This window comes from Pantoea sp. FN0305, assembly GCF_050113845.1.
Taxonomy (GTDB): domain Bacteria; phylum Pseudomonadota; class Gammaproteobacteria; order Enterobacterales; family Enterobacteriaceae; genus Mixta; species Mixta alhagi.
This window is the reverse complement of record NZ_JBNJSN010000002.1, coordinates 109,536-136,445: the sequence shown is the minus strand read 5'-3', so window position 1 is coordinate 136,445 and position 26,910 is coordinate 109,536. Positions and strand designations below refer to the sequence as shown.

24 protein-coding genes and 1 other annotated feature are annotated in these 26,910 nt (G+C 55.0%); of the genes, 11 read left to right on the top strand and 13 right to left on the bottom strand.

The window, feature by feature from the left end:
• Positions 1–8 precede the first annotated feature (8 nt).
• Complete coding sequence (locus ACQE3Y_RS04635) at positions 9–926, top strand: SPFH domain-containing protein (RefSeq protein ID WP_250652079.1); 918 nt, start codon at positions 9–11, stop codon at positions 924–926.
• Positions 926–1,390, top strand: a complete 465-nt coding sequence (locus tag ACQE3Y_RS04630; RefSeq protein ID WP_426974590.1) for an NfeD family protein — start codon at positions 926–928, stop codon at positions 1,388–1,390. Before ACQE3Y_RS04635 ends, ACQE3Y_RS04630 begins: the two co-directional genes overlap by 1 nt.
• Positions 1,391–1,425: 35 nt before the next feature.
• Here the strand turns inward: ACQE3Y_RS04630 and cueR are convergent, their stop codons facing one another.
• Entirely contained in the window at positions 1,426–1,833 is a 408-nt protein-coding gene (gene cueR, locus ACQE3Y_RS04625; RefSeq protein WP_426980980.1) for a Cu(I)-responsive transcriptional regulator, read from the bottom strand.
• A gap of 174 nt (positions 1,834–2,007) precedes the next feature.
• Here cueR and copA point away from each other — a divergent pair, with 174 nt between their 5' ends.
• The 3 genes from copA to ybaK all read left to right on the top strand — a co-directional run bounded on the left by copA (position 2,008) and on the right by ybaK (position 6,160).
• Complete coding sequence (gene copA, locus ACQE3Y_RS04620) at positions 2,008–4,593, top strand: copper-exporting P-type ATPase CopA (protein ID WP_426974592.1); 2,586 nt, start codon at positions 2,008–2,010, stop codon at positions 4,591–4,593.
• A gap of 116 nt (positions 4,594–4,709) precedes the next feature.
• On the top strand, positions 4,710–5,513 hold the full coding sequence (locus ACQE3Y_RS04615) for a TraB/GumN family protein (protein WP_426980979.1): 804 nt from the start codon (positions 4,710–4,712) through the stop codon (positions 5,511–5,513).
• Between the two features lie 167 nt (positions 5,514–5,680).
• Positions 5,681–6,160, top strand: a complete 480-nt coding sequence (ybaK, locus tag ACQE3Y_RS04610; protein ID WP_426974594.1) for a Cys-tRNA(Pro)/Cys-tRNA(Cys) deacylase YbaK — start codon at positions 5,681–5,683, stop codon at positions 6,158–6,160.
• On the opposite strand, the gene ACQE3Y_RS04605 is transcribed toward ybaK, so the two are convergent.
• Positions 6,157–7,023: a LysR family transcriptional regulator gene (locus tag ACQE3Y_RS04605; RefSeq protein WP_426980977.1), complete on the bottom strand. Its 867-nt coding sequence runs from the start codon at positions 7,021–7,023 to the stop codon at positions 6,157–6,159. The genes ybaK and ACQE3Y_RS04605 overlap by 4 nt on opposite strands.
• A gap of 122 nt (positions 7,024–7,145) precedes the next feature.
• On the opposite strand from ACQE3Y_RS04605, the gene ACQE3Y_RS04600 reads away from it, so the two are divergent.
• Positions 7,146–7,577 carry a multidrug/biocide efflux PACE transporter gene (locus ACQE3Y_RS04600; protein WP_426980976.1) on the top strand — a complete coding sequence of 144 codons (432 nt, stop codon included), beginning with the start codon at positions 7,146–7,148 and terminating at the stop codon, positions 7,575–7,577.
• Positions 7,578–7,615: 38 nt separating this feature from the next.
• On the opposite strand, the gene ushA is transcribed toward ACQE3Y_RS04600, so the two are convergent.
• On the bottom strand, positions 7,616–9,328 hold the full coding sequence (ushA, locus tag ACQE3Y_RS04595; protein ID WP_426981182.1) for a bifunctional UDP-sugar hydrolase/5'-nucleotidase UshA: 1,713 nt from the start codon (positions 9,326–9,328) through the stop codon (positions 7,616–7,618).
• A gap of 504 nt (positions 9,329–9,832) precedes the next feature.
• Here ushA and ybaL point away from each other — a divergent pair.
• Positions 9,833–11,524: a YbaL family putative K(+) efflux transporter gene (ybaL, locus tag ACQE3Y_RS04590; RefSeq protein ID WP_426974597.1), complete on the top strand. Its 1,692-nt coding sequence runs from the start codon at positions 9,833–9,835 to the stop codon at positions 11,522–11,524.
• Between the two features lie 34 nt (positions 11,525–11,558).
• Here ybaL and ACQE3Y_RS04585 read toward each other — a convergent pair whose 3' ends face one another.
• From ACQE3Y_RS04585 to ACQE3Y_RS04545, 9 genes are all read right to left on the bottom strand, one after another.
• A complete protein-coding gene (locus ACQE3Y_RS04585; RefSeq protein WP_426974598.1) occupies positions 11,559–12,863 on the bottom strand; it encodes an inosine/guanosine kinase in 1,305 nt (434 codons plus the stop codon).
• 56 nt (positions 12,864–12,919) lie between these two features.
• Entirely contained in the window at positions 12,920–13,879 is a 960-nt protein-coding gene (hemH, locus tag ACQE3Y_RS04580; protein ID WP_426974599.1) for a ferrochelatase, read from the bottom strand.
• A gap of 232 nt (positions 13,880–14,111) precedes the next feature.
• Positions 14,112–14,756, bottom strand: coding sequence for an adenylate kinase (gene adk / locus ACQE3Y_RS04575; RefSeq protein ID WP_426974600.1), 645 nt, complete (start codon positions 14,754–14,756; stop codon positions 14,112–14,114).
• A gap of 249 nt (positions 14,757–15,005) precedes the next feature.
• Positions 15,006–16,874 carry a molecular chaperone HtpG gene (htpG, locus tag ACQE3Y_RS04570; RefSeq protein WP_426980975.1) on the bottom strand — a complete coding sequence of 623 codons (1,869 nt, stop codon included), beginning with the start codon at positions 16,872–16,874 and terminating at the stop codon, positions 15,006–15,008.
• Positions 16,875–16,977: 103 nt separating this feature from the next.
• On the bottom strand, positions 16,978–17,583 hold the full coding sequence (gene recR, locus ACQE3Y_RS04565; protein ID WP_085067683.1) for a recombination mediator RecR: 606 nt from the start codon (positions 17,581–17,583) through the stop codon (positions 16,978–16,980).
• Positions 17,583–17,912, bottom strand: a complete 330-nt coding sequence (locus ACQE3Y_RS04560) for a YbaB/EbfC family nucleoid-associated protein (RefSeq protein WP_085067684.1) — start codon at positions 17,910–17,912, stop codon at positions 17,583–17,585. The genes recR and ACQE3Y_RS04560 overlap by 1 nt, the downstream gene beginning before the upstream one ends.
• A 54-nt stretch (positions 17,913–17,966) precedes the next feature.
• Positions 17,967–19,910 carry a DNA polymerase III subunit gamma/tau gene (gene dnaX, locus ACQE3Y_RS04555; protein WP_426974602.1) on the bottom strand — a complete coding sequence of 648 codons (1,944 nt, stop codon included), beginning with the start codon at positions 19,908–19,910 and terminating at the stop codon, positions 17,967–17,969.
• Positions 18,564–18,625 (bottom strand) — a sequence feature (DnaX frameshifting element). Its footprint overlaps the gene before it by 62 nt.
• Before the next feature lie 79 nt (positions 19,911–19,989).
• Positions 19,990–20,541 (bottom strand): adenine phosphoribosyltransferase, encoded by a 552-nt coding sequence (gene apt / locus ACQE3Y_RS04550; protein ID WP_085067686.1) that lies wholly within the window; start codon positions 20,539–20,541, stop codon positions 19,990–19,992.
• 207 nt (positions 20,542–20,748) lie between these two features.
• A complete protein-coding gene (locus tag ACQE3Y_RS04545; RefSeq protein ID WP_426980974.1) occupies positions 20,749–21,126 on the bottom strand; it encodes a DUF454 family protein in 378 nt (125 codons plus the stop codon).
• Between the two features lie 129 nt (positions 21,127–21,255).
• Here ACQE3Y_RS04545 and ACQE3Y_RS04540 point away from each other — a divergent pair, with 129 nt between their 5' ends.
• The gene (locus tag ACQE3Y_RS04540) at positions 21,256–21,498 is read left to right on the top strand and encodes a GlsB/YeaQ/YmgE family stress response membrane protein (RefSeq protein WP_426974604.1); all 243 of its coding nucleotides are present in this window, start codon (positions 21,256–21,258) and stop codon (positions 21,496–21,498) included.
• Positions 21,499–21,508: 10 nt separating this feature from the next.
• Positions 21,509–21,664, top strand: coding sequence for a pleiotropic regulatory protein RsmS (rsmS, locus tag ACQE3Y_RS04535; protein WP_426974605.1), 156 nt, complete (start codon positions 21,509–21,511; stop codon positions 21,662–21,664).
• Positions 21,665–21,671: 7 nt separating this feature from the next.
• On the opposite strand, the gene acrR is transcribed toward rsmS, so the two are convergent.
• Complete coding sequence (acrR, locus tag ACQE3Y_RS04530) at positions 21,672–22,301, bottom strand: multidrug efflux transporter transcriptional repressor AcrR (RefSeq protein WP_426974606.1); 630 nt, start codon at positions 22,299–22,301, stop codon at positions 21,672–21,674.
• A 140-nt stretch (positions 22,302–22,441) separates the two neighbouring features.
• On the opposite strand from acrR, the gene ACQE3Y_RS04525 reads away from it, so the two are divergent.
• Entirely contained in the window at positions 22,442–23,638 is a 1,197-nt protein-coding gene (locus ACQE3Y_RS04525; RefSeq protein WP_426974607.1) for an efflux RND transporter periplasmic adaptor subunit, read from the top strand.
• Positions 23,639–23,655: 17 nt separating this feature from the next.
• Positions 23,656–26,805, top strand: a complete 3,150-nt coding sequence (locus ACQE3Y_RS04520; RefSeq protein WP_426974608.1) for an efflux RND transporter permease subunit — start codon at positions 23,656–23,658, stop codon at positions 26,803–26,805.
• Positions 26,806–26,910: the final 105 nt, after the last annotated feature.

The following is a 26,910-nucleotide window of genomic DNA, read 5'->3' as shown; positions in this document are numbered from 1 at the left end:
GAGGTTTTATGCTTGCTGTGATCCCCGTGCTTATTGTCGTTGCGTTAATTATCGTCTGGTCAGGCATAAAAATTGTGCCACAAGGCTACCAGTGGACCGTGGAGCGCTTTGGTCGCTATACCAAAACGCTGCAGCCCGGCTTAAATCTTTTAGTACCCTTTATGGATCGTATTGGTCGCAAGATCAACATGATGGAGCAGGTGCTGGATGTTCCTTCTCAGGAAGTCATCTCCAAAGATAACGCCAATGTCACCATTGATGCCGTCTGCTTTATTCAGGTAGTGGATCCGGCGCGCGCCGCCTATGAGGTCAGCAATCTTGACCAGGCGATCCTTAATCTGACGATGACCAATATCCGTACTGTGCTTGGTTCCATGGAACTGGATGAGATGCTGTCGCAGCGTGACAGTATTAATACCCGTCTGTTGCATATTGTGGATGAGGCAACCAACCCGTGGGGCATCAAGGTGACACGTATAGAGATCCGCGATGTGCGCCCGCCGCAGGAGCTGATCGCCGCCATGAACGCCCAGATGAAAGCAGAGCGCACCAAGCGCGCCGATATTCTGGCGGCAGAAGGCATTCGTCAGGCGGCGATTCTGCGTGCAGAAGGGGAAAAACAGTCGGAAATATTAAAAGCGGAAGGCGATCGTCAGGCCGCTTTCCTGCAGGCGGAAGCGCGTGAACGCGCCGCGGAAGCCGAGGCACGCGCCACCAAAATGGTATCGGAAGCGATTGCTGCCGGGGATATCCAGGCGGTGAACTACTTTGTTGCGCAAAAATATACCGATGCGCTGCAAAAAATTGGCTCTGCCGATAACAGCAAAGTGGTGCTGATGCCACTGGATGCTACCAGCATTATGGGTTCCATTGCCGGGATCAGCGAGCTGCTGAACGAAAGCAAACAGTCGCGGAGTAATAAATAATGTTGGCGGCCGTCATTAATCATCCTCACTGGTTCTGGTTAACGCTGGGCGGCCTGCTGTTGATTGCGGAAATGCTGGGCACCAGCGGCTATCTGCTCTGGAGCGGTCTGGCGGCACTGGCGGTGGGCATCATCCGCTGGCTGCTGCCCTTTTCATGGGGAACCCAGGGGGTGCTGTTCGCGCTGCTGACGTTACTCGCCGCCTTTCTGTGGTATCGCTGGCTCGCGCTGCGCCAAAAACAGCCCGGCATGTTGCTTAACCAGCGTGGGATGCAGATGACGGGTATGCATCTGACATTGGATGAAGCTTTGGTTAACGGGCTGGGCCATGTGCGCGTCGGCGACAGCAGCTGGCGCGTGCAGGCTGACAGCGATCTCCCCGCCGGTACGCGTGTAGTGGTGATTTGCGTGGAAGGCGTGACCTTACGCATCCGGCCGCTGGCGGCTGAAAATGCAGGCCGCTGACTTTTACCAAAGATAGATCGCTCCTGGACAGGCCGCTATTTTTCGTTGCGATGACAGCAGCCGGCCAGGTTATCAATAATCGGACAATCTGCACTCTCATCGCCGGGGCACGCCTCCGCCAACGCCAGCAGCCGTTCACGCATTGCCTTAAGCTGATCGATATGCGCTTCAATTTCCTTAACTTTCAGCAGGGTGCGCTGTTTGACATCTGCGCTGTGACGCCCCGGATCATTAAACAGATGCACCAGTTCACGGCACTCGTCCAGCGTAAAACCTACCTGCCGCGCCTGTCGCAGCAGTGTCAGCTCGTCCAGATGACGTGCCGTATAGCTGCGGTAGCCGTTTTCGCTGCGCAACGGCGGCGTTACCAGCCCTTTTTCTTCATAAAAGCGGATTGCCTTACTGGTTAAGCCGGTTCTTTTAGCCACATCGCTAATGTTCATTCTGTTCCCCTTCAGACCATTACAGGCAGGATAACGCCGATCCGCCGCCTGTGCTTTACAAAAATCACGATCATGGCAAAGCGTTCACCTGCTAAAAACTTGACCTTCCCCTTAATGGAAGGTTTAAGCTTACAGCTCTGATAATCTGTTGTGCCTGAAAAGAGGGAGAAGCTTATGTCACATACCACTCTGTTAGCGCTGGATGGCCTTACCTGCGGCCACTGCGTGAAACGCGTAAAAGAGGCGCTGGAGCAGCGTCAGGACGTACAGCAAGCCGAGGTTTCGCTGAACGAGGCGCGGGTGATCGGCGACGCCGCGTCAGAAGCGCTGATCGCTACCGTTGAGCAGGCGGGCTATCAGGCGAGTCTGCAGGACAATGCGCACCCAAAGCCTGAACCGCTGTCAGCATCAGAAAGCCAGCTGGCAGCGGATAAGGTATCAAATCCCGCTCAGGCCGAGCCGGTAGCGGGTCATGCACACTTTTCAACTAAAGCCGACGCCGCAGCGCATAGCGCGGCGCTTTCAACGCAGGCAGACGAAGCCGCAGAGAGCTATCAGCTGTTGATCGACGGCATGAGCTGCGCCAGCTGCGTGAGCCGGGTTGAAAAAGCGTTAGCTCAGGTTGAAGGCGTACAGCAGGCACGCGTTAACCTTGCCGAGCGCAGCGCTCTGGTAATAGGATCCGTGCAGCCAGATGCGCTGGTTGCCGCTGTAACGGCTGCGGGCTACGGCGCTGAAGTGATTGGCGATGAGAGCGAGCGGCGCGAAAAACAGCAGGTCAGCGCGCGCCAGGCGATGCGGCGCTTTAGCTGGCAATCAGCGCTGGCGCTGGCGCTTGGCGTACCGCTGATGATTTATGGCATGTTCGGCGACAATATGATGCTGACCGCCAGCAACCGTAGCGGCTGGCTGGTGGTCGGCGTCCTGACGCTGCTGGTGATGGTGGTCGCAGGCGGACATTTTTATCGCAGCGCGTGGCGCAGCTTACTGAACCGCTCCGCCACAATGGATACGCTGGTTGCGCTGGGTACGCTCGCGGCCTGGCTCTATTCCATCAGCGTTAATCTGTGGCCAGAATTTTTCCCGCCCGCCGCACGTCATCTCTATTATGAAGCCAGCGCGATGATCATCGGCCTGATTAATTTGGGTCATGCGCTGGAGCAGCGGGCGCGTCAGCGTTCGTCAAAAGCCCTGGAGCGGCTGCTGGATTTAACCCCAGCCACGGCACGTGTCGTCACCCCTGACGGCGAGCAAGCCGTTGCATTAAGCGACGTTCAGCTGGGAATGGTTTTACGGCTGGCTACAGGCGATCGCGTTCCGGTTGATGGCATTATCACCCAGGGCGAGGCCTGGCTGGATGAGTCGATGCTGACCGGCGAGCCGCTGCCGCAGCAAAAATCGGCAGGCGAAGCCTTACATGCCGGTACGCTGGTACAGGACGGTAGCGTGCTGTTCCGCGCCAGCGCCGTCGGTAAGAACACCACGCTGTCGCGCATCATCCAGCTGGTGCGTCAGGCACAGAGCAGCAAACCGGCAATCGGACAGCTGGCCGATCGTATTTCCGCCGTCTTTGTACCGGTGGTGGTTATGATCGCGCTGTTCAGCGCCGCCGTCTGGTATTTCTTCGGCCCGCAGCCTTCAATGGTCTATATGCTGGTGATTGCCACTACCGTGCTGATTATCGCCTGTCCCTGTGCCTTAGGATTGGCGACGCCGATGTCGATTATTGCAGGCGTTGGGCGAGCGGCGGAGTTTGGTGTCCTGGTGCGCGATGCCGATGCGCTACAGCGTGCCAGCGAACTGGATACGCTGGTATTTGATAAAACCGGGACGCTAACGCAGGGCGCGCCTCAGGTCACGCAGATCATTACTTTTAACGGCTTTAGCGAAGAGCAGGTCTTGCGCTGGGCGGCGGCACTGGAGCAAGGATCCAACCATCCGTTGGCGAAAGCGATTCGCGATCGCGCCGGGGAGATGGCCCTGCCGGAAAACAGCCAGTTTCGCACCCTACGCGGTATGGGCGTTAGCGCCCAACTGGAGGGCAAGCCGATGCTGCTGGGTAATGCTGCCCTGCTGACGCAGCAGCAGATCGAGGCGGAACAGGCCGCATCCCTTGCCAGTGAACAGGCAGCTAAAGGCGCGACGCCGGTATTTCTGGCGGTGGCGGGCCAGCTGGCTGGCCTGCTGGCAATCCGCGACCCGCTGCGTAAAGAGAGCGTTAGCGCGCTGCAGCGCCTGCATGGGCTGGGCTATCAGCTGATTATGCTGACCGGGGATAATGAAATCACTGCCAACGCCATTGCGCGCGAGGCCGGGCTGGATCGGGTGATTGCGGGTGTATTGCCGGATGGCAAAGCAGCGGCAATTGTTCAGTTGCAGCAGGCGGGGCATAAGGTGGCGATGATTGGCGATGGAATTAATGATGCGCCCGCCCTGGCTCAGGCCGATGTCGGGATTGCCATGGGCGGCGGCAGCGACGTAGCGATCGAAACCGCGGCCATTACGCTGATGCGCCACGATCTTCACAGCGTGGTGGATGCGCTGGCGATTGCCAAAGCCACGCTGCGTAATATGAAGCAGAATCTGCTGGGCGCTTTTATCTACAACTCCCTGGCGATTCCTGTCGCCGCTGGCGTGCTCTGGCCCTTGACCGGCACGCTGCTCAGTCCGGTTATTGCCGGTGCGGCGATGGCGCTCTCCTCGATCACCGTGGTGAGCAACGCTAACCGGCTGTTGCGCTTTCAGCCACCCGGACAGTAACGCGACTTCCTCTGCGCCTGGCGCTGGCTTGCTGAACGGAAGCCAGCGCTTTCACCTGTTCATCGGTAAGTGAAACCGCTAGCATGGGGAGTTTACTGGCAGCAAAGGGTGAAAGAATGGATAGATGGCGGCACAATCTGACAATGCTGTTTCGCATGCTGGTTCCGAAGCATTACCGTTGGCCAGCCACGGATATCTGGCTGCCGGGCAAGCGCGAACTGCATCTGGTCGGCAGTATTCATATGGGCACCCGCAATATGATGCCGCTGCCCCCGCAACTGCTGGAGCGTCTGGAAAAAGCGGATGCTTTGATTGTTGAAGCGGATATTACCGGCAGCGCCTCTCCTTTTACCTATAGCGAGGCACAGCCCCCGCTGGCGGAAAGAGTGGATGACGCCACTCTGCAGCAGCTGAGCCGCCTGTGCGATGAAATGCATCTTGATCTGGCACAGCTTGAGGCGCTGCCTTTATGGCAAATCGCGCTGATGCTTCAGGCGCAACAGGCACAGCGGCTGGGGCTCCGTCCCGATTACGGTATCGATTATCAATTGTTGCAGGCAGCGCAGGCGCAGGGACGACGCATCATCGAACTGGAAGGCGCCAGCGAGCAGCTCGATATTCTTAAAACCCTGCCGGAAAATGGTCAGTCGTTGCTGGCGGATACGCTGGAACACTGGCATACCAATGCCCGCCTGCTGCAAACCATGATTAGCTGGTGGCTTGAAAAGCCGCCGCAGCAGAGCCAGACCGCCTTGCCGACCACCTTCAGCACTGAGCTCAACGATCTGCTGATGCGCCAGCGCAATCAGCGCTGGAATAGCCTGTTGCGCGCGCTACCGCCAGGGCGTTATGTTGTGGCGGTTGGCGCGCTGCACCTCTACGGCGAGAATAATCTGCCTGACCTGTTAAGACGCAGATAAAAAAAAGGCCAATATTGCTATCGGCCCGTCAAAGAGGAATTTGTTTATGATTTTGGTTATTCATCAGCAACGGAATTACTGACGCGAGGCAATTTTCTCTCAAAGCCGATGATTTCACCAGCGTTATTTTTCACCATATTGTCATTTTTCACTGTCAGGAAAAAGCAATGACGCCCGCAATTAAACTGCTGGAAAAGAAAAAGATCTCCTTTACGCTGCATCCTTATGAGCATGACAGCAACGAAACGCACTTCGGCGATGAGGCGGTGCGTAAGCTTAACCTGAATCCGCAGCAGGTATATAAAACGCTGCTGGTAGCGCTGAACGGCGACGACAAACAGCTGGCCGTCGCGGTAACGCCGGTCGCCAGCCAGCTTGATTTGAAAAAATTGGCGAAAGCTCTGGGCGCAAAAAAAGCGGAAATGGCCGATCCGCAGCAGGCTCAGCGCGTTACCGGCTACCTGATTGGCGGCATCAGCCCGCTGGGGCAAAAGAAACGTTTGCCGACGGTTATTGACAGTCAGGCTGCAACATTTCCCACTATCTTTATTTCGGGCGGCAAGCGCGGTCTGGATATAGAACTGGCCGCCAGCGATCTGGCTGCGCTGTTAGAGGCGACGTTGACAGATATCGCGCGTCAGGATTAGGCGCGCTGCGCGCAAAGCTGATCGATCATCCAGCGCCCTGCCGGTCCCGGCGGGGTACGCGTTGACCACACGGCATCCACCGCAATATTTTGCGGCCAGCCCGCAACCGGCAGCATATGCAATACGCCGTGACCAAACTGCTCCACCAGCCAGCGCGGCAGAATCGACCAGCCAAACCCCTGCTCCGCCATCTCCAGCAGCAGCAAATATGAAGGTGCCGACCAGACCTGGCCGCATGAAATATTTTCCCTTACGCCAGCCCAGGTATTGAGCTTTAGCTGCCTGACCTGCGCCAGCTCCGCCTGACTCACCTGGCTCTGTGCGCTAAGCGGATGGTCGCGATGAATAAATACTGCCATTTGCGCCTGGACCTGCAAACGCGAGGCGGCGATGGTCACAGGTAACGCTGTCTGCACGCGAATAACGCCAAGATGAATGCGATTGCTTTGCAGAAGGTCGATAACGTCTTCATCCTCAGCAATCATACATTCGAACTCAATATGCGGATAGCGTGCGGCAAAACGCTTCAGCAGCTGCTCATGGTGATCCGCCTGCCAGAAATCGGAAATCGCCATACTCAGACGCGGCTCAACATTATCTGACAGCCGCACGGCCAGTTCATCAAGCCGCTGGCTGGCTGACAAAATCTCCTGCACCTGACGCAGCGCATGCGCCCCCGCTTCGGTCAGTACCGGTTCACGCCCGGCGCGATGGAACAGTTTAAACCCCAGGTCCGCTTCCAGATTGGCAATCGCGGCGCTAACGGTAGACTGACTTTTTCCCAGCGCGCGCGCCGCCGCAGAAAAAGATCCTTTTTCCACCGTCTGGACAAAAGCCTGCAATGATTCCGGTGCGTAACGCATGGTTCTATCGCTTTTTCCGATGGGAGATAACTTCATTCTAACGCAAAGCGCGGCGAAAATAAGGTCCGGCTTATTAAGAGCCTGTACGGTAAAGGTCATTGCCTGGCTCTGAAGGAGATATTATGCAGTCCCGTTCGTTTAAAGAACGCGTATTACACGCGGTAGGTTTTGAGGCGCTGGCTATCCTGATCGTGTCGCCGCTGGCGGCGGCAGTGATGAACAAACCGCTGTTCCAGATAGGCGCGCTGGCGCTGGCGCTTTCAACCATCGCTATGGTATGGAATATTATTTATAACGCTGTGTTTGACCGGCTCTTTCCACGCGATCGCATCAAGCGCGGAGTGTGGCTGCGCATAATGCATGCCCTCTGCTTTGAAGGCGGTTTTATTCTTATTGGCCTGCCGGTTGCGTCGATGATGCTGGGCATTGGGTTGCTGCAGGCCTTTATGCTGGAAGTTGGCTTCTTCCTGTTCTTTCTGCCCTACACGGTGGTTTATAACTGGATTTGGGACAAACTGCGGGAAAAATGGCGCGCGCCCTGCCATAGCGGTTAAATTCAGGCCCGTCGCGTAAACCCACGGGCCTGACAACACTATTTACCGCTGAGCCAGGCCAGAATCATCTGGGGATAAGTGCGGCGGCGGCTCTCCTGCTTTTCCAGTTCCTGCTTTTCCGCCGCGCTACGATAAATAATTTCGCCTTTCGGCGCATACGCCTCCGCCTTCAGCGGTGAATGCTGTTCGATATATTGCTTCAGCACTTCCGCATCCACGAAACCAGTATTCACAAAGCCCGGCAGCGTATTGATAACCGGATAGCCATCACCGCCGTTGGCGTTAAAGCTCAGCGTTGCCATGCGGTAGGTTTTCTCCGCCTGCAGCGGCTCGCCGTTGATTTTTACTTCGCTCACGCCCTGCCCGTCTGCGATCAGACTGACATTAGCAAACTGCGCATAGGCACCAGAATCCACCTGCTTATTCGCCACCACCGCCAGATATTTCTCTACCTCGCTGCCTTTCATCTCAACCCAGCACAGCGTATTGCCGAACGGCTGGACTTTGAGCACATCTTTATAGCTGATGGGGCCAGCCTCAATCGAATCGCGCACTCCGCCGCCGCTCATCACGGCAAAGTCCGCTTTGGTGCGGGCAATCTGCGAAGCAAGAAGCAGGCGCGCCAGATTGGTCTGTACAAAACGTACCTTGCTGCGATCGCCTTCCAACCGCGCGTCAGCGCTGCCGACTTTCACATTCAGCTGCGCCTCGCCTTTTTTCTGGAAGGGCGTCAGCAGCTTCATCATGGCGCTGTTTGGCACGATCTCCTGCTGGTAGTTAATCCACTCATCTTTGCCTTCGCTGTTCTTTACCTTGTGCTTCAGGTTAACCGGGATCAGCTGATAATTTTCCAGCGTCAACACGCCGTCACGGAAAGTAAAGTCGGCCCGGCCAACATATTTGCCCCACTCATGCGCCTGTACAATCCAGGTGCCGTTCTGACGATCGGGCACGCAGGGCGAGCCGGGAACATAATCCACCTGCTTCAGATTATCCTGCGCCATGCATACCGGATCCTGAGAATGGCCGCCGACAATCAGATCGAGATAGCCCTGCGGCAAGGCGCGCGCCATTTCCACATCGCCCGGCGCGTTAGAACCATGCTTACCGTCGTCGTAGTGCCCCATATGGGTGGCGGCAATGATCACGTCCGGCTTTTCACTGGCGCGCAGCGCTTCCACTACCTGCTTCGCTTCGCTGGCCGGAGGTCGGAATTCGATATCCGTCAGGTATTCAGGATTGCCAATTTTAGCGGTGTCATCGGTGGTCAGGCCGATAACCGCTATTTTTAACCCCATCCGGTTAAATAACGCCCAGGGCTGGAACAGACGCTGGCCGCTGCTTTTTTGATAAATGTTGGCCGAGAGCAGAGGAAACTTGGCCCATTTTTGCTGCTGACGCAGGACGGAAAGCGGATTATCAAACTCATGATTGCCGATCGCCATCGCATCATAACCAACCAGATTCATACCGCGAAAATCGGGCTCCGCATCCTGCAGATCCGATTCCGGCACGCCGGTATTGATATCGCCGCCGGAGAGGATCAGTACCGCGCCGCCGTGCGCCTGAACGTCATAGCGAATGGTGTCCATGAGCGTTTTTTGCGCCGCCAGACCATATTCGCCCTGTTCGTTATGCCAGAAGCGACCATGGTGATCGTTGGTATGCAGTACGGTAAATTTATAGACGCGGCCCTTTTCCCAGGCCTGCGCCTGTGATGAAAGCATGCTCAGGGAGAGTATCCCGCCCATGATAAGAGTATTGATAAAACGCAACGTTATTCTCCTTGTCGACACGCTTTCTGACCGGTCAGCCGGTAGCAGACTGGCATTTGCTGCCATAATAGTAAGGCAAACCTGCGGATTTGTAACGCAGACGCTATGCTAAGGCTAGTTATGCCTGAAGTGCGCCAGCCCCGCAATGCTGCCAGCGACTCCAGGACACTAATTTTGCCGCAGCAGAAAATTAACAGTAAAACAGTAGTCTCTTCATCTTTATGTTCTTTTACCGCCATTTCATTAATCTGATATGACAAATTAGCTGTTTTTACCTCCACTTTTTTGCAATTCCATCAATAACAGAACACCTTATTTATCAAGATCAACCAATCATAAGTAAAACAAATCTCAGTTATCCATTTATTTTTAGAGAACCCTTCTGTTTTTAAGTTTTTATCCATTTATTTTCAAGCCGATGACCCCATATTGTTTTACACTATTTACAACCGGACACAGTTACACACAGAAGGAGAAAGCATGCACCACAGCACCCCGCTGATTACCACCATCGTCGGAGGCCTTGTCCTCGCCTTTCTTTTAGGAATGCTCGCCAGCAAGCTACGCATTTCTCCTCTGGTGGGCTATCTGCTGGCGGGTGTTCTGTCAGGTCCCTTCACACCGGGTTTCGTTGCAGATATGAGTCTGGCGCAGGAACTGGCAGAGCTGGGCGTTATTCTGCTGATGTTTGGTGTTGGACTGCATTTCTCGCTGAAAGATCTTATGGCGGTCAAAGCGATCGCAATTCCAGGCGCTGTTGCGCAAATTACCGTTGCCACGCTGTTGGGAATGGGGCTGAGCATGGCGCTGGGCTGGGAATGGATGAACGGGCTGGTGTTTGGTCTCTGTCTCTCTACCGCCAGTACCGTTGTGCTGCTGCGGGCGCTGGAAGAGCGCCAGCTGATTGATACGCAGCGCGGTCAGATTGCAATAGGCTGGCTGATTGTTGAAGATTTAGTTATGGTCCTCACGCTGGTACTGCTACCAGCGATTGCCGGCATGATGGAAAAAGGCAATGCCAGCTTTGCGCTGCTGGCATGGGATCTGCTGTTTACCATTGGTAAGGTCGCCGCCTTTATGGTGCTGATGATGGTGGTAGGCCGCCGGGTCGTTCCCTGGATTTTGGCACGCAGCGCCGCCACCGGCTCACGCGAGCTGTTTACGCTGTCGGTGCTGGCGCTGGCGCTCGGCATCGCCTTTGGCGCGGTGGAGTTTTTTGATGTTTCCTTTGCGCTGGGTGCCTTCTTCGCTGGCATGGTGCTGAATGAGTCGGAGTTAAGCCATCGCGCCGCGCACGATACCTTGCCGTTACGCGATGCCTTTGCCGTACTCTTTTTCGTTTCCGTGGGCATGCTGTTCGACCCGATGATACTTATTCAGCAACCGCTGGCGGTGCTGGGCGTGTTGGCTATTATCGTTTTCGGTAAGTCGCTGGCGGCCTGGCTGTTGGTGACCCTGCTGGGCCATTCGCGGCGCACCGCACTGACTATCTCAGTCAGCCTCGCGCAAATCGGCGAGTTCGCCTTTATTCTTGCCGGTCTGGGTATTTCGCTGAATATGCTCAGCGATGAAGGGCGTAACCTGGTACTGGCTGGCGCGATTCTGTCGATCATGCTCAACCCGATTCTGTTTACTCTGCTGGAACGCTATCTGGATAAAAATGAGAATTTCGAAGAGCGGAGTCTGGAAGAGGCCACGGAAGAAGAAAAACAGCTCCCGGTCAATATCTGTAACCATGCGGTGATTGTCGGTTATGGTCGTGTGGGCTGCCTGGTGGGCCAGCTGTTAACAGAGGCTGAAATCCCGATTGTGGTGATAGAGCATTCACGCCCGCGCGTTGAAGCGCTGCGTGAGCAAGGCATCCGGGTTATTTTAGGTAATGCGGCGCGTGCTGAAACCATGGAGCTGGCGCGACTGGATTGCGCACGCTGGCTGCTGATGAGCATTCCCAACGGCTATGAGGCAGGTGAAATTATCGCGGCAGCGCGTGAAAAACATCCGCATCTGGAGATTATCGCCCGTGCACATTATGACGATGAAGTGCATTACATTCTGGAGCGCGGCGCTGATAACGTCATTATGGGCGAACGGGAGATCGCCAACAGTATGCTGGCGATGCTGAAAGCCGGGCTGGAAACGCGGCCAATGCTAACGCCGCACAATCCTTCATAAACAGATGGCGCGGCGTTACGCCGCGCCATGGTCATTATCGCTCCCAGTACGCCTCTTCCAGGCTATCTTCCCGCTCCGGCAGGCCGCGTGTCAGACGCGGCGAATGCTGATTCAGTACCTGATAACTTACCCGGTTAGCATATTTACAGACCTGAGCCAGAGAGGAATAAGTCAGGTAGTTACGCACATGTTTGCTGGAGTTAGGCACATTATTACGGTGATAGCTGTTAGCGGTAATATCATGCAGCAGCGCTGCCAGCGCGCCATCGCCTGCGCCATTGGTGTTCATGATCTTTTCCGGCCCGCCCATATAGGGCGCGATATGCGAATAGATGCGCAGCGGCTGCTGACAATCCTGATAGCGCATTGCACGGCTGAACTCATACTGATTAAATTCTGCAATTGCACCAGGCAATAGCGGCAGATTAGTTTGTCGCTTCGCGCTCTCTTCGGTATAGCCCGCCATGTAAAGCCCATTTGGACCAGCGGTGCACAGCACCAGATCTACCCACTCCAGCGCTTTATCCGCCGCCAGAAGCGGATCGGCATGACCGGTCAGCTCCAGCCCTTCCTCTTCGTTCATCGCTAAAATAGCGACATGCTCGCGCAGGAAGTCACGCCAGAACTGCGGATTTTCGGCAATCACATGTTTGGTTCCCAGCGTCAGCACCACCGGCACATTATATTGCTTTGCCCAGGCCACCGCCTGCATGGTGGCTTCCGGCATCGGTTCACCTGCTTTGCAGCGCACCAGGTAGGATGTCAGCACCAGCGCTGAAGCGCCAGCAATTACCTGTTCAGGAATATTCTCCGGCCGCAGCTGATTCATCATGCCGGGGCTGATGGCAAAAGTCCGTTCGCCGTTATCGCTGATGAGCGTAAAGCAGCGGCCAATAGCACCATCCACGCCCTGCAGATAGTTAAGGTCGGTCCGGCTGGAGGTATTACACAGATAGCGATAGGCGTAACCGCCAATCTGCACGTTATTACACATCACGCCCAGCAGCACCGAGCGGTCATCGGCCAGCACCGAGTAGTTATGCATGGTGTTGCCGATGGTGCCCCCGGCAAACTGATGGGTAATCAGATTTTCACGCATCAGCTCGGCATAGAGCGCATCCGCCACATCATCTTCAATGACCAGCGAGTGACCAACGCTGAGTCCGTAACGCGCCACAAAGGCATTATCCACTTTTGCTTCAATGTCTACCAGCGTCTGGTCGATGCCGACCACCCAACTGGTGCCGGTTTCACTTTCAGGTTGCACCGGCTGTAATAGCGGATCGCGGGCGTTGACGGGAAAATAGTGTTTGGATTTGCGTTGGCCGGGAAATTTCATGGTTGATAGCTTCAGAATAAACAGGCGGAGAATGATACCACACTCCCCGCCGTTACTCAGCGATGCGCATTCACCAACGCCAGCATCATATCAATATGCTCAGCGTCATCATTCAGTGCCGGAATATATTCAAACTTTTCACCACCAGCATGCATAAAGAACTCACGGTTCTGTTCGCTGATCTCTTCCAGCGTCTCCAGACAGTCGGAAGAAAAGCCTGGGCTCATAATCTGAATATGGCGCACGCCTTTCGCCGGTAAGCCACGCATGGTTTCATCGGTATAGGGCGTCAGCCAGGGTTCACGGCCAAAACGTGACTGAAAGGTCATCATCACTTCGCTATCGCTCAGCCCAAGCGCACGCGTCAGCGCCTCAGTTGTATCGCGGCAGCGCTGCGGGTAGTCATCGCCTTCGTTGGCGAAACGCTGGGGAATACCGTGATAAGACATTACCAGCAGATCGGGCTTTCCATGCTGCGCGAAGGAGCGTTCAACCGATGCTTTCAGCGCGGCAATATAAGCCGGATGCTCAGCATAATCGCGAATAAAATGCACGTCTGGCATCGAACGATAGCCGGCGAAAACGCTGCTCAGACCATCCCATACTGCCGCCACCGTTGAACAGGAGAACTGCGGATAGAGCGGCAGCACAATCAGGCGCGTTACGCCCTGCGCCATCAGACTGTCGACCGCGCTTTTCAGGCTGGGATTGCCGTAGCTCATGCCCAGCTCAACGGGAATATCCAGCTTCGCGGCCAGCGCATTACGCTGGCGTTTACTGAATACCATCAGCGGCGAGCCCTCTTCCATCCATACCGACGCATACAGCTTTGATACGCGCGGAGAGCGGATCGGCAGAATGACGCCGTTCAGAATAGGCCACCAGAGCCAGCGCGGCGTATCCACTACACGCTTATCGCTGAGAAACTGTTTCAGGTAGCGTTTAACCGCTGGCGTGGTTGGCGCATCGGGCGTACCCAGGTTGACCAGCAAGACGCCGGGTTTATCTTGCCTCATCGTATATCCCTGTTTTTTCAAATGGATTAATTCGTTTTACGCGCTGATTTTACCCTGGCTGAGACAGATAAGCTCGCCGGAAAAACCTTTCCTTACAAGAGATGAAAACGCTTAGCGGCAAAGTATAGAGGATAGTGCGAAACAGGCAGAGAGAATGGGGAAACAGTGGCAGAAAGAAGATGAATCAGGAATATCCAGCGGATATTCCTGACAATGGAATCAACGCGGCGCGTTAGCCCAGAATTTTCGCCAGCTCAGCGCTGACTTCGGTCACTTTACGCGTACCGTCGATTTTATGGTACTGAGTATTACCCGCCTGCGCTTCCTGCTGATAATAAGCCACCAGCGGCTCGGTCATTTCATGGTATTCCACCAGGCGCTTACGAACCGTCTCTTCCTGATCGTCTTTGCGCATGGTCAGCTCTTCGCCGGTGATGTCGTCTTTGCCTTCCACCTTCGGCGGATTAAAGGTTACGTGATACACGCGGCCAGAAGGCGCATGAACGCGACGACCAACGATACGCTCAACGATCAGTTCGTCCGGCACATCAAATTCCAGTACGCAGTCAATCTTGATGCCAGCTTCTTTCATCGCATCAGCCTGCGGAATAGTGCGCGGGAAACCGTCCAGCAGGAAACCGTTACGGCAATCGTCCTGGGCAATACGCTCTTTTACCAGCGCGATAACCAGATCGTCGGTAACCAGTTTGCCTTCATCCATAATGGCTTTCGCCTGTTTGCCCAGCTCCGTACCGGCTTTTACCGCCGCACGTAACATGTCGCCCGTGGAGATTTGCGGAATACCGTATTTCTCCATAATGAACTGAGCCTGTGTACCCTTACCTGCGCCTGGAGCGCCGAGCAGAATAATACGCATTGCGTAAATCCCCTTGCGAATCGCTTTGATCTAACTGAGAAGGCCAAGAACATACCATTAAGCCCCGATCATCACAAGGAAACGGGTCTGGAAGCGGCTCTGGCGTTAATGGGTGCGTTACCTGCGGCTATCATTAACCGATTTATCCATAGGATCCAGCCTGACGGCAAGGAACCGCTGTTTTTCAGAATCAATGCCGAGGTAAAAAAGCCGGCGCACTGGCCGGCTTAACGCTTACGTTGATGATATTCAGGCCAGCAGCAGCTGGTTCATGCGACGAATAAACTGGTTCGGATCTTCCAGCGTACCGCGCTCAGCAAACAGTGCCTGATCGAGCAGCAGCTCAACCCATTCAGCAAAGCGCGCTTCCTCCTGCGTATCCGCCGCGCGTTTCACCAGCGCGTGATCCGGGTTCAGCTCAAAGATGTATTTCACATCCGGCACCGCCTGCCCGGCCGCTGCAAACAGCTTGGCCATCTGGGTGCTCATTTCATTGGCGTCGGTGGTCACGATAGCGGGCGTATCGGTCAGACGGTGCGTCAGACGTACCTCTTTCACCCGCTCGCCCAGCAGCGTTTTCACGCGATCAACAAACGGCTCCAGCGCCTTTTCCGCTTCTTTATGCGCTTCGTTCTCTTCGTCAGCCAGCTTATCCAGCGTTTCGTCCGCTTTGCTCACTGACTGGAAGGCTTTGCCATCGAACTCGGTCAGGTAGCTCATCATCCACTCGTCGATACGATCGGAGAGCAGCAGAACCTCAATGCCTTTCTTACGGAACAGCTCCAGATGCGGGCTACTTTTCGCTGCGGCATAGCTGTCGGCGGTGATGTAATAGATCTTCTCCTGCCCTTCCACCATGCGGCTGACATACTCTTCCAGCGAGACGGTTTGCGCCGCGCCTTCGCTGTTGGTGGTGGCAAAGCGCAGCAGTTTCGCGATCGCCTGCTGGTTCGCGTGATCTTCGGCCGGGCCTTCTTTCAGCACCAGACCAAACTCACTCCAGAACTGCTGATATTTTTCAGCATCATCTTTCGCCAGTTTATCCAGCATCTGCAGAACGCGTTTGGTTAGCGCGCTGCGCAGGTTTTGCGTAATGCGGTTATCCTGCAGAATTTCACGCGAGACGTTCAGCGGCAGATCGTTGGAGTCGATCAGGCCGCGCACAAAGCGCAGATAGTTCGGCATAAACTGCTCAGCGTCATCCATGATAAAGACGCGCTGAACATAAAGTTTCAGGCCATGTTTATGGTCGCGGTTCCACATATCCCACGGCGCGCGCGCCGGAATATAGAGCAGGCTGGTATATTCCTGTTTGCCCTCTACGCGGTTGTGGCTCCAGGTCAGCGGATCGCTAAAGTCATGAGCGATATGCTTATAGAATTCGTTGTACTCTTCATCGCTGACTTCCGCTTTGTTGCGGGTCCACAGCGCCTGCGCCTTGTTGATTTTTTCCCAGCTGGTGGTGTCGTTTTCTTCATCTTTGGTTTCGATCTCAACCGGCAGCGCGATGTGATCGGAATATTTACTGATGATACTGCGTACGCGCCAGCTGTCGAGGAACTCATCTTCACCTTCACGCAGATGCAACGTGATTTCAGTGCCGCGATCCGCCTTAGTCAGGTCATCAATGGTGTATTCGCCTTCGCCAGCAGATTCCCAGAACACACCCTCTTCCGGCGCGCTTCCCGCTGCGCGGGTACGTACGGTGACTTTATCGGCAACGATAAACGCAGAGTAAAAGCCGACGCCGAACTGACCAATCAGCTGGCTGTCTTTTGCCTGATCGGAGCCAAGCGACTCGAGGAAAGCTTTGGTGCCCGATTTAGCGATGGTACCGAGGTTCTCGATCACCTCATCGCGACGCATACCGATGCCGTTATCGCTCAGCGTCAGCGTGCGGTTTTCCTTATCGACAGAAACCCGAACGCGCAGCTCGCCATCGCCTTCATACAGATCCGGCGTGGAAAGTGCGCGAAAGCGCAACTTATCCGCCGCATCCGAAGCGTTGGAAATCAGCTCGCGCAGAAAGATCTCTTTATTCGAATAGAGGGAATGGATCATCAGGTGCAGAAGCTGTTTAACTTCTGACTGGAAACCACGCGTCTCTTGTCCTTTCATGGTTTTGCTACCTCAACTGAAACAGGTTTATCGAACGTTGAGGAAGAGATGGGGATGGGAAAACTATTTTCAAGCTGGCACATGAGAATGTGCCAGCAAGTGGTCAGTATTTAATCTTATGGCGTCCGGCAAGCGAATGCGACAGCGTGGTGCCGTCAACCATTTCCAGCTCGCCGCCAACCGGCACGCCGTGCGCGATACGGCTGGCATCCACGCCGTACTGCGCACAAAGCCCGGCGATATAGTTCGCCGTGGCTTCGCCTTCCACCGTGGGGTTGGTCGCCAGGATCACTTCCTGGATGGTCTCTTTTTCCAGCCGCTGTTCCAGCCTGTCCAGCCCAATATCATGCGGGCCGATGCCGTCCAGCGGTGAAAGATGCCCCATCAGCACAAAGTAACGTCCGGCAAACTGCCCGGTTTGCTCGATGGCATGGATATCTGCCGGGCTTTCTACCACGCAAATTTGCCCGTTTTGCTGGCGACGCGGGTTCGCGCAGATGGTGCAAATTTCCTGTTCGGTAAAGGTGTGGCAGTCCGTACAGTGACCAATCTCTGACATAGCGCGCGTCAGCGCCTGAGCCAGACGCATGCCTCCGCTGCGATCGCGCTGCAATAGCTGAAACGCCATGCGCTGTGCTGATTTCGGGCCAACGCCCGGCAAACAGCGCAGCGCTTCCATTAGCGATTCCAGCAAAGGGCTGGTTTGCATCAGAACGGCATCTTAAAGCCCGGCGGCAGCTGCATGCCGGCGGAAACGGATGACATTTTCTCCTGCTGCGCTTCAGCAATACGGCGCGCCGCATCGTTGAAAGCCGCAGCGACCAGATCTTCCAGCATATCTTTGTCATCTTCCAGCAGGCTTGGATCCACCTCTACACGACGGCAGTTGTGCGCACCGTTAATGGTGACTTTAACCAGGCCAGCGCCAGATTCGCCGGTGACTTCCATTTCAGCAATCTCTTGCTGTACCTGCTGCATTTTGTCTTGCATCTGCTGGGCCTGTTTCATCAGGTTACCCAAACCGCCTTTACCAAACATAGCGTTCTCTCTTTTTGCTCGGGCCGCGTAAGCCGTTACCGGTTATGCGGCGATTCAAACGGGGCGAATACTCTCCTCATCCAGATCGGCGTCAAAAAAACGACGCAGCGTCTGAATATGGCTATCCGCAATGATGGACTGACGCGCCTGCGCCAGTTTTTCTTCATAAATCTTCTGACGCCACTCCAGAGGCGTCAATATCGCAGGATTATCATCTTCAATGATAGTCAATTCAACCGACTTACCGCTGGCATTGCTTAATGCTTCGGTTAATACCTGCTGTGCTGAAGTAGAGTTAAGATGACGCTGGCTGCTGCGTAAATGCAGGCAAATCCCCTGCGCCGTCTCCTCTTTCCAGGCGTTGAGCGCCAGCTGCTGCACCAGTTTCGGCAATGTCAGCGTGGCGATCTCAGCGGCCCAGGCGTCGCGCTCCAGCGCCTCCTCAGCCAGTCTGGCGGCCAGCTCCGGCGTTTTTTCATGCTCCAGTGCGGAACGCAGCGCCTTCGGCGTCGCTACCTGCGGCGCTTCGCTTTCGGCTACCGTATTTTGCGCTTTCCAGCGGTAGGCCTCTTTTTTCGCTGGCGCTGCCGGTTCTGCCGCTGGTCGTCTGGCGGCGCGCTCCGTTACCTGAGCGAGACGTTCCAGCGCCGAGCCTGCCGGCCGCGCACTTAGCGCTGCCGGCTCACTCTTTTTTGTTTTGGTTGCTCCCTGCTGGCGCAATAGTTGAGTACGCGCCTGCAGTAGCTGGCTGGTTGTGTCGGGCAGAGGCGTCTCCGGCGCGCCAGAGGCGGGTGCCGGCTGCGGTTGCGCTGCTTCCGGAGCGGAAAACGCGGCGGCAGCGGCGGAAGGCGGCGTTTGTACATTAGGCTGCGGCGACATCACCGGTCGCGTGACCGGCTCGGCGATCTCTACCTGCGGGTGAAAAGCCAGCGCGCGCAGCAGCGCCATTTCTACGCCCATACGGCGATCGGGCGCCAGCGGCAGTTCTTTACGCCCCATCAGAATGGTTTGGTAATAGAGTTGCACATCGGCTGGCGGAACCACGCGCGCCAGTTCACGCAGGCGCTGCTCCACTGCCGCATACTCTTCGCTAAGCGCTGAAGGCAGCAGTTGGATCATGGCGATACGGTGCAGCAGACGCAGCATCTCCACCAGCAGCGCTTCCCATTCAACGCCACGGCTGGCCGCCTGTTGCAGCAGCGACATGGTTTGCTGACCATCGGCGGCGGCTAATGCCTCGATTAACGCCAGCGGCTGCTCGTCATCCAGCGTGCCCAGCATCGCGGCGACGCTTTCAGTGGTAACCTGCCCTTCGCCGCTGGCAATCGCCTGATCGGTCAGACTCAGCGCATCGCGCATACTGCCGTCCGCCGCACGCGCCAGCAGCTGCAATGCGCGCAGCTCCGCAGTGATATTTTCCTGCTCCAGCACATATTCCAGCTGCTGTCGGATTTGATCGACATCCAGCGCTTTGAGATGGAATTGCAGGCAACGGGAAAGTATGGTCACCGGCAGCTTTTGCGGATCGGTGGTGGCCAACAGGAATTTAACGTGCGCTGGCGGCTCTTCAAGGGTTTTCAGCAGTGCGTTAAAGCTGTGACGCGACAGCATATGCACTTCATCGATCAAGTAGACCTTAAAGCGACCGCGCGCGGGCGCGTACTGCACGTTGTCCAGCAGATCGCGGGTGTCTTCAACTTTAGTTCGCGAGGCGGCATCGATTTCAATCAGATCGACAAAGCGACCCTGTTCGATTTCGCGGCAGTTATCGCAAACGCCGCAGGGCGTGGCGGTGATACCGGTTTCGCAGTTGAGCCCTTTGGCCAGCAAACGCGCAATGGTGGTTTTCCCGACGCCTCGGGTGCCGGAAAAAAGATAAGCGTGGTGGATTCGTCCCAGCGACAAACCGTTCGCCAGCGCAGTCAAAACATGCTCCTGACCAACGACATCGGAAAACGCTTGTGGACGCCACTTGCGGGCAAGGACCTGATAACTCATTCGTTCACAAGATGTGTTGAAAACCAGTGGGACATGCTAACACAGCCCCGCCGCTACGGCGAGGCTGAAGGCGGGAAACTCAGTGGCCCGGGAAGGCGACCAGGCTGTAGCAATCAATACCCAGCGCGTTAAGGCGGGCTTCGCCGTTCAAATCGAACAGGTTGATCACAAAGGCGGCGTCTTTCACTTCACCACCGGCGCGGCGGATAAGCTTAGCGGTCGCTTCAATGGTGCCGCCGGTAGCCAGCAGATCGTCCACCACCAGCACCACATCGCCTGGCTTAATCGCATCGCGATGCAGTTCAAGCTGGTCGCTGCCATATTCCAGATCGTAGGTTTCGCTATAGGTTTCCCGCGGCAGTTTGCCCGGCTTACGCACCGGCACGAAGCCAACGCCCAGACCCAGCGCTACCGGCGCGCCAAACAGGAAGCCACGCGCCTCGGTACCCACTACCTTGGTAATTCCCCGATCGCGGAAGCGTTCAATGAACAGATCAATCGTTGTGGCGAAAGCGCGCGGATCTTCCAGCAGACTGGTAACATCACGAAACAGGATACCCGGTTTCGGATAGTCCGGAACGCTTTTAATACTGTCTTTAAGAAATTCAAGCTGCTGTGCAGTCGCGGTCATAATGTTATGCCTGGTGAATACTAAACTGACTCGCGCAGCCTCGCTTTACGCTGACGGATAATTCCGCAGACGAAAAATAAGGAAATCAGGGAAGCCACGCACGAAAACGAACAAATCTAAGCAAACCGCAGGACAAATGCAACTCTGTTTGCCATGCTGGCAGTTTAAGTGTTTGAAAATCGATAAGGTAAAAAGTCAATTTATGCCTTAACCCTTGGTTTTATCCCCTGCAACCACCGGCATCCGCCACATAAACAGCAGCAGCGCCGCTAACATACAGAGCAGCATAATCCGCAGCCAGAAGATTTTCACCAGCCAGATTGAAATGGCGAAGGTACAGATAATAAGCACTATGGCGCGCGGTTTTACGCCCGGTGGCAGCGCACGGTATTGCTGCCAGTGACGCAGATACACGCCAAACCAGGAGCGATACAACAGCCATTGATGAAAGCGTGGCGAAGAACGGGCAAAGCACCAGGCAGCCAGTAAAATAAACGGCGTGGTCGGCAGCAGCGGTAAAACCACACCCAGCGTGCCCAGCACGATCGCCAACCAGCCAATAATCAGTAAGATGATACGCTGCATGCCCTGTCCCGTGAAAAAACTACCGGGATCACTTTATCACAGCCCGCGGGCTGTGCTGCAGCCGCTGACAGGCTATTTTATCTATTGTTATTTACAGGTTTAAAATTGGCGCTTAATAAGGACATCAATATGGGACTGTTATCCTGGCTGGTTGTGGGTCTGTTGGTTGGTCTGACAGCAAGCAAATTGATGTCAGGGCGCGGCAGCTGGCTACCAACGTTGGTTTTAGCGACCATTGGCGCCCTGGTCGGCGGCTATGTTAGCGTGTATTTTAACTGGGGCACGCTGGCCAGCCTGCATCCGCGCGCGCTGTTGCTGGCGCTGACGGGTGCATTACTGCTGACGGCGGTTGCACGGGTTATACGACGTTAAGGAGCACAATATGTCGCTGGAAAGCGCCTCTGATGAGATAAAACTGGCGGTGGATCTGATTATGCTGCTGGAACAAAACGAGATCCCGCCAGAAACCGTGCTGGCAGCGCTGGAGATTGTGCGCCGTGATTTTGAAAAAAAACAGCAATTTTCTGTACTTAGCTAAGGACGGGCTAACTGAGATTGGGGCTGGTTTTTAGCATATCAATCAGCGTTTCCACCAGGATCGGCGCATCCTGTTCAATATCGAAACTCTCTGGCATAAACAACCAGTTTTCGACAATGCCGGTAACATAGCCGCGGATCACAATCGTCGCCCGCCGCATATTAAGCTCAGCGGGCAGTTGTCCGGCCTTGATGCAGTGGCTCAGGGACTGCTCTATCTTTTCGTAACATTCCAGATAGAGGTTCTGCTGCATAATCTGTAACGGCAGCATTTCACCCACAAATTCACATTTATGGAAAATAATTTCCAGCAGTGAGCGCCGCCGTTTGTCGCGCGCTGGCGCTTCAAAAACATAACGCAGCATGGCGCGCATCACAGAAAGTGGATCGTCTGGGTATTTTGCCTGATACTCTTGCTCAACGTCCTCCAGGCCAGTCTCAGACTGCGCCCAGATCTCATTCAGTAGATCGGTCTTGTTTTTAAAATGCCAGTAGATAGCGCCACGCGTTACGCCAGCCGCGGTGGCAATATCAGCAAGCGAGGTCGCCGAAACACCGAATTCCGAGAAGCGTTCAATGGCGGCATCAATAATTTGATGTCGTGTTTCAAGGGCTTGCTGTTTGGTTTTTCGTGCCATAGTGAGTGCTTTTACCAAGCGGCAGATTTACATACATTTGCGAATGTATGTACCATAGCATGACCATAATTTAAACGCAGCAATGGCTCAACGGTTTGTGATCCATTGACCAATCGATATCGAACACTCGAGGTTGATTTATGAAAAATAACAGAGGGTTAACGCCTCTGGCGGCCGCCCTGATGCTTTCAGGCAGCTTTTTGCTTACAGGATGTGATGATAAGTCCGAACAGGCAGGCCAACAGCAGCAGGCGCCGGAAGTTGGTGTAGTAACGCTGAAAAGCGAACCGTTGAAAATTACCACGGAGCTACCGGGCAGGACCTCCGCCTATCGCGTGGCGGAAGTACGTCCGCAAGTTTCAGGCATTATTTTGAAACGTAATTTTGTGGAAGGCACCGATATTAAGGCTGGCGAATCGCTGTACCAGATCGACCCTGCGCCTTATCAGGCCGCTTATAACAGTGCCAAAGGCGATCTCGCCCAGGCGCAGGCCAATGCCCAAATTGCCGCCGTCACGGTAAAACGTTATCAGCCGCTTCTGGGTACGAAATATATCAGCCAGCAGGATTACGACCAGGCGATGGCCACGCAGAGCCAAACGGCCGCCGCAGTAGCCGTCGCTAAAGCTAACGTGGAGACGGCGCGCATCAATCTGGCCTACACCAGGGTTACCTCTCCTATTAGTGGCCGTATCGGTAAATCGTCTGTTACCGAAGGCGCGCTGGTGCAGACCGGGCAAACCAATGCGCTGGCGACCGTACAGCAGCTTGATCCAATGTATGTCGACGTGACCCAGTCCAGCGATGAATATCTGCGCTTGCGTAACGAACTGGAGTCGGGCCAGTTAAAGCAAACCGACGGCAAAGCCAACGTAACGCTGATGATGCCTGATGGTACCGAATATCAGCATCCAGGTACCCTGGAATTCTCTGATGTTACCGTTGATGAGACAACCGGCTCGATTACGCTGCGTGCGGTGTTCCCAAACCCGGATCATCGTCTACTGCCGGGTATGTTTGTTCGTGCGCGTCTGGAAGAAGGCACCAATCCAAACGCTATCCTGGTTCCGCAACAGGCGGTAACCCGCACGCCAACCGGTCAGGCAACGGTAATGGTGGTGGGCCAGGATAATAAAGTGGCCATGCGTAACGTGACCGCTCAGCAGGCAATTGGTGATAAGTGGCTGGTAACCCAGGGCGTACAGGCTGGCGATCGCGTGATTTCGGTCGGCATTCAACGTGCAAAACCTGGCGCACAAGTCACGCCACAGGAAGTAACAGATGATGCGAAAGCGAAGCAGCAGTCGCAACAGCAATCTGAAAAACCTCAGTCTTAAACAGGAGCCACTGATACATGGCTAAGTTCTTTATCGATCGCCCCATATTTGCGTGGGTAATCGCCATCATTATCATGCTGGCGGGTGCGCTATCGATTCTTAAGCTGCCGATTGAGCAATATCCAAACGTTGCTCCCGTAGCGATACAGATTAACGCAAACTATCCAGGTGCGGATGCTAAAACGCTGCAGGACTCGGTAACGCAGGTTATTGAGCAGAACATGAACGGTATTGATGGATTGATGTATATGTCCTCCAATAGCGATTCATCCGGCTCGCTGCAGCTGACCCTCTCTTTCCAGTCGGGTACTAATGCCGATATCGCCCAGGTGCAGGTACAGAATAAACTGCAGCTGGCGATGCCGCTTCTGCCGCAGGAAGTTCAGCAGCAGGGTATCCAGGTTGAAAAATCCTCCAGCAGCTTCCTGATGGTAGCGGGCTTTGTGAGTGAAGATGGCAGCATGACGCAGAACGATATTGCGGACTTTGTCTCTTCAAACATCAAAGACCCTATCAGCCGTACCACCGGCGTGGGCGATACCCAGCTGTTTGGTGCGCAGTACGCTATGCGTATCTGGATGGACCCGCATAAGCTGAATAATTATCAGCTGACGCCGGTTGACGTGGTGAATGCGATTTCTACGCAAAACGCCCAGGTCGCGGCCGGTCAGTTGGGCGGTACGCCGCCGGTGAAAGGTCAACAGCTTAATGCCTCAATCATCGCGCAAACGCGTCTGACCTCCACGGAAGAGTTCGGTAAGATCTTACTGAAAGTAAATTCGGATGGATCTCAGGTTCGTCTGCGTGATGTGGCAACCATTGAACTGGGCGGTGAGAACTATGAAATCATCGCACGCTTTAACGGCCAGCCCGCTTCCGGTCTCGGTATTAAGCTGGCAACCGGTGCTAACGCGCTGGATACTGCCGAAGCGGTAAAAGCTGAGCTGGCGCGTCTTTCGCCCACTTTCCCTGCCGGGTTGAAAGTAGTTTACCCTTATGACACCACACCGTTTGTTAAAATCTCTATCTTTGAGGTGGTAAAAACGCTGTTTGAAGCGATTTTGCTGGTGTTCCTGGTCATGTATTTGTTCCTGCAAAACTTCCGCGCCACGCTTATCCCAACGATTGCGGTGCCGGTGGTTCTGTTAGGGACCTTCGCCATTATTAATGCGTTCGGCTACTCGATAAACACCCTGACGATGTTCGGGATGGTGTTGGCTATCGGCTTGCTGGTGGATGACGCCATCGTGGTGGTAGAGAACGTCGAACGCGTTATGGCTGAAGAAGGGCTGTCGCCAAAAGAAGCGACGCGTAAATCGATGGGACAGATCCAGGGCGCGCTGGTAGGTATTGCGCTGGTGCTCTCCGCCGTGTTTGTTCCTATGGCCTTCTTTGGTGGCTCGACCGGGGTTATCTATCGTCAGTTCTCCATTACGATTGTTTCTGCAATGGTGCTGTCGGTAATTGTGGCATTGATCCTGACTCCGGCGCTCTGCGCCACCATGCTGAAGCCGATCAAAAAAGGCGATCACGGCAAAACCACCGGTTTCTTCGGTTGGTTTAACCGCCTGTTTGATAAGAGCACTAACCACTATGTGGATAGCGTTGGGCATATCGTACGCAGTACCGGTCGTTATCTGCTGCTTTATCTGCTGATTGTAATCGGCATGGCCGTGCTGTTTATGCGTCTGCCTACCTCGTTCCTGCCGGAAGAGGACCAGGGTCTGCTGTTGGCCCAGGCTCAGCTACCCGCAGGCGCAACGCAGGAGCGTACGCAGAAGGTGCTGGATGAGGTCACTCACTATTTCCTGACCAAAGAGAAAGCCAGCGTTGAGTCGGTGTTTACCGTTAACGGCTTCGGCTTTGCTGGTCGCGGACAAAACACCGGTATCGCCTTCGTCAGCCTTAAGCCGTGGGAAGAGCGTGGCGGCGCAGAAAACAAGGTGCCAGCCATTGCAGGTCGCGCCATGCAGGCGCTCAGCTCAATTAAAGATGCCATGGTTATTCCGTTTAACCTGCCGGCAATTATCGAGCTGGGTAACGCCACCGGTTTCGACTTTGAACTGATCGATCAGGCTAACCTGGGTCATGACAAACTTATGCAGGCGCGTAATCAGCTGCTGGGCATGGTGGCACAGCATCCTGATACGTTAGTGGGCGTACGCCCCAACGGTCTGGAAGATACGCCGCAGTACAAGCTGACGGTTGATCAGGAAAAGGCACAGGCGCTGGGCGTTTCCATTTCCGATATCAACACCACGCTGGGCGCTGCCTGGGGTGGCTCGTACGTTAACGACTTTATCGATCGCGGCCGCGTGAAAAAAGTCTATGTGATGGGTAAAGCCGATTCACGTATGCTGCCGGACGATATCAATAAATGGTACGTGCGCGCGTCTAACGGTGATATGGTGCCCTTCTCTGCCTTCTCTTCAGCGCAGTGGCAGTATGGTTCGCCGCGCCTGGAACGCTATAACGGCCTCCCGGCCATGGAAATTCTGGGACAGGCGGCACCAGGCCGCAGCTCGGGTGATGCCATGGCATTGATGGAGGAGTTAGCTTCACAGCTGCCGCAGGGTATTGGCTATGACTGGACCGGTATGTCCTATCAGGAACGCCTTTCCGGCAACCAGGCACCTGCGCTCTACGCCATTTCACTGATTGTGGTGTTCCTGTGTCTGGCAGCGCTCTATGAGAGTTGGTCAATTCCGTTCGCCGTTATGCTGGTAGTGCCGTTAGGGGTGATTGGTGCCCTGATCTTCACTACGCTGCGCGGTCTGAGTAACGACGTCTACTTTGTGGTAGGCCTGTTAACTACCGTGGGGCTATCAGCGAAGAACGCGATATTGATTGTTGAATTTGCCAAAGATCTAATGGAAAAAGAAGGGAAAGGACTGGTGGAAGCGACGCTGGAAGCAACCCGTATGCGTCTGCGTCCTATCCTGATGACCTCTCTGGCATTCATCCTCGGCGTATTGCCGCTGGCTATCAGTACTGGCGCAGGTTCTGGCGCGCAGAACGCGGTAGGTACCGGCGTCATGGGCGGCATGGTAACGGCGACTGTGCTGGCTATCTTCTTTGTTCCTGTGTTCTTTGTGGTGGTGCGTCGCCGCTTCAGCAAACATAAGGAAGAGCTGGAACAGGGCCATCCTGTAGAACACCAGCATTAATCATGCGTTAACCAGAGGCCACTTTATGTGGCCTCTTTTTTTACCTGGTTCATCCCCTGCTCAGGCTGTTATCCCTCGCGGTTCACTTCATCTTCTGTGCGGCAG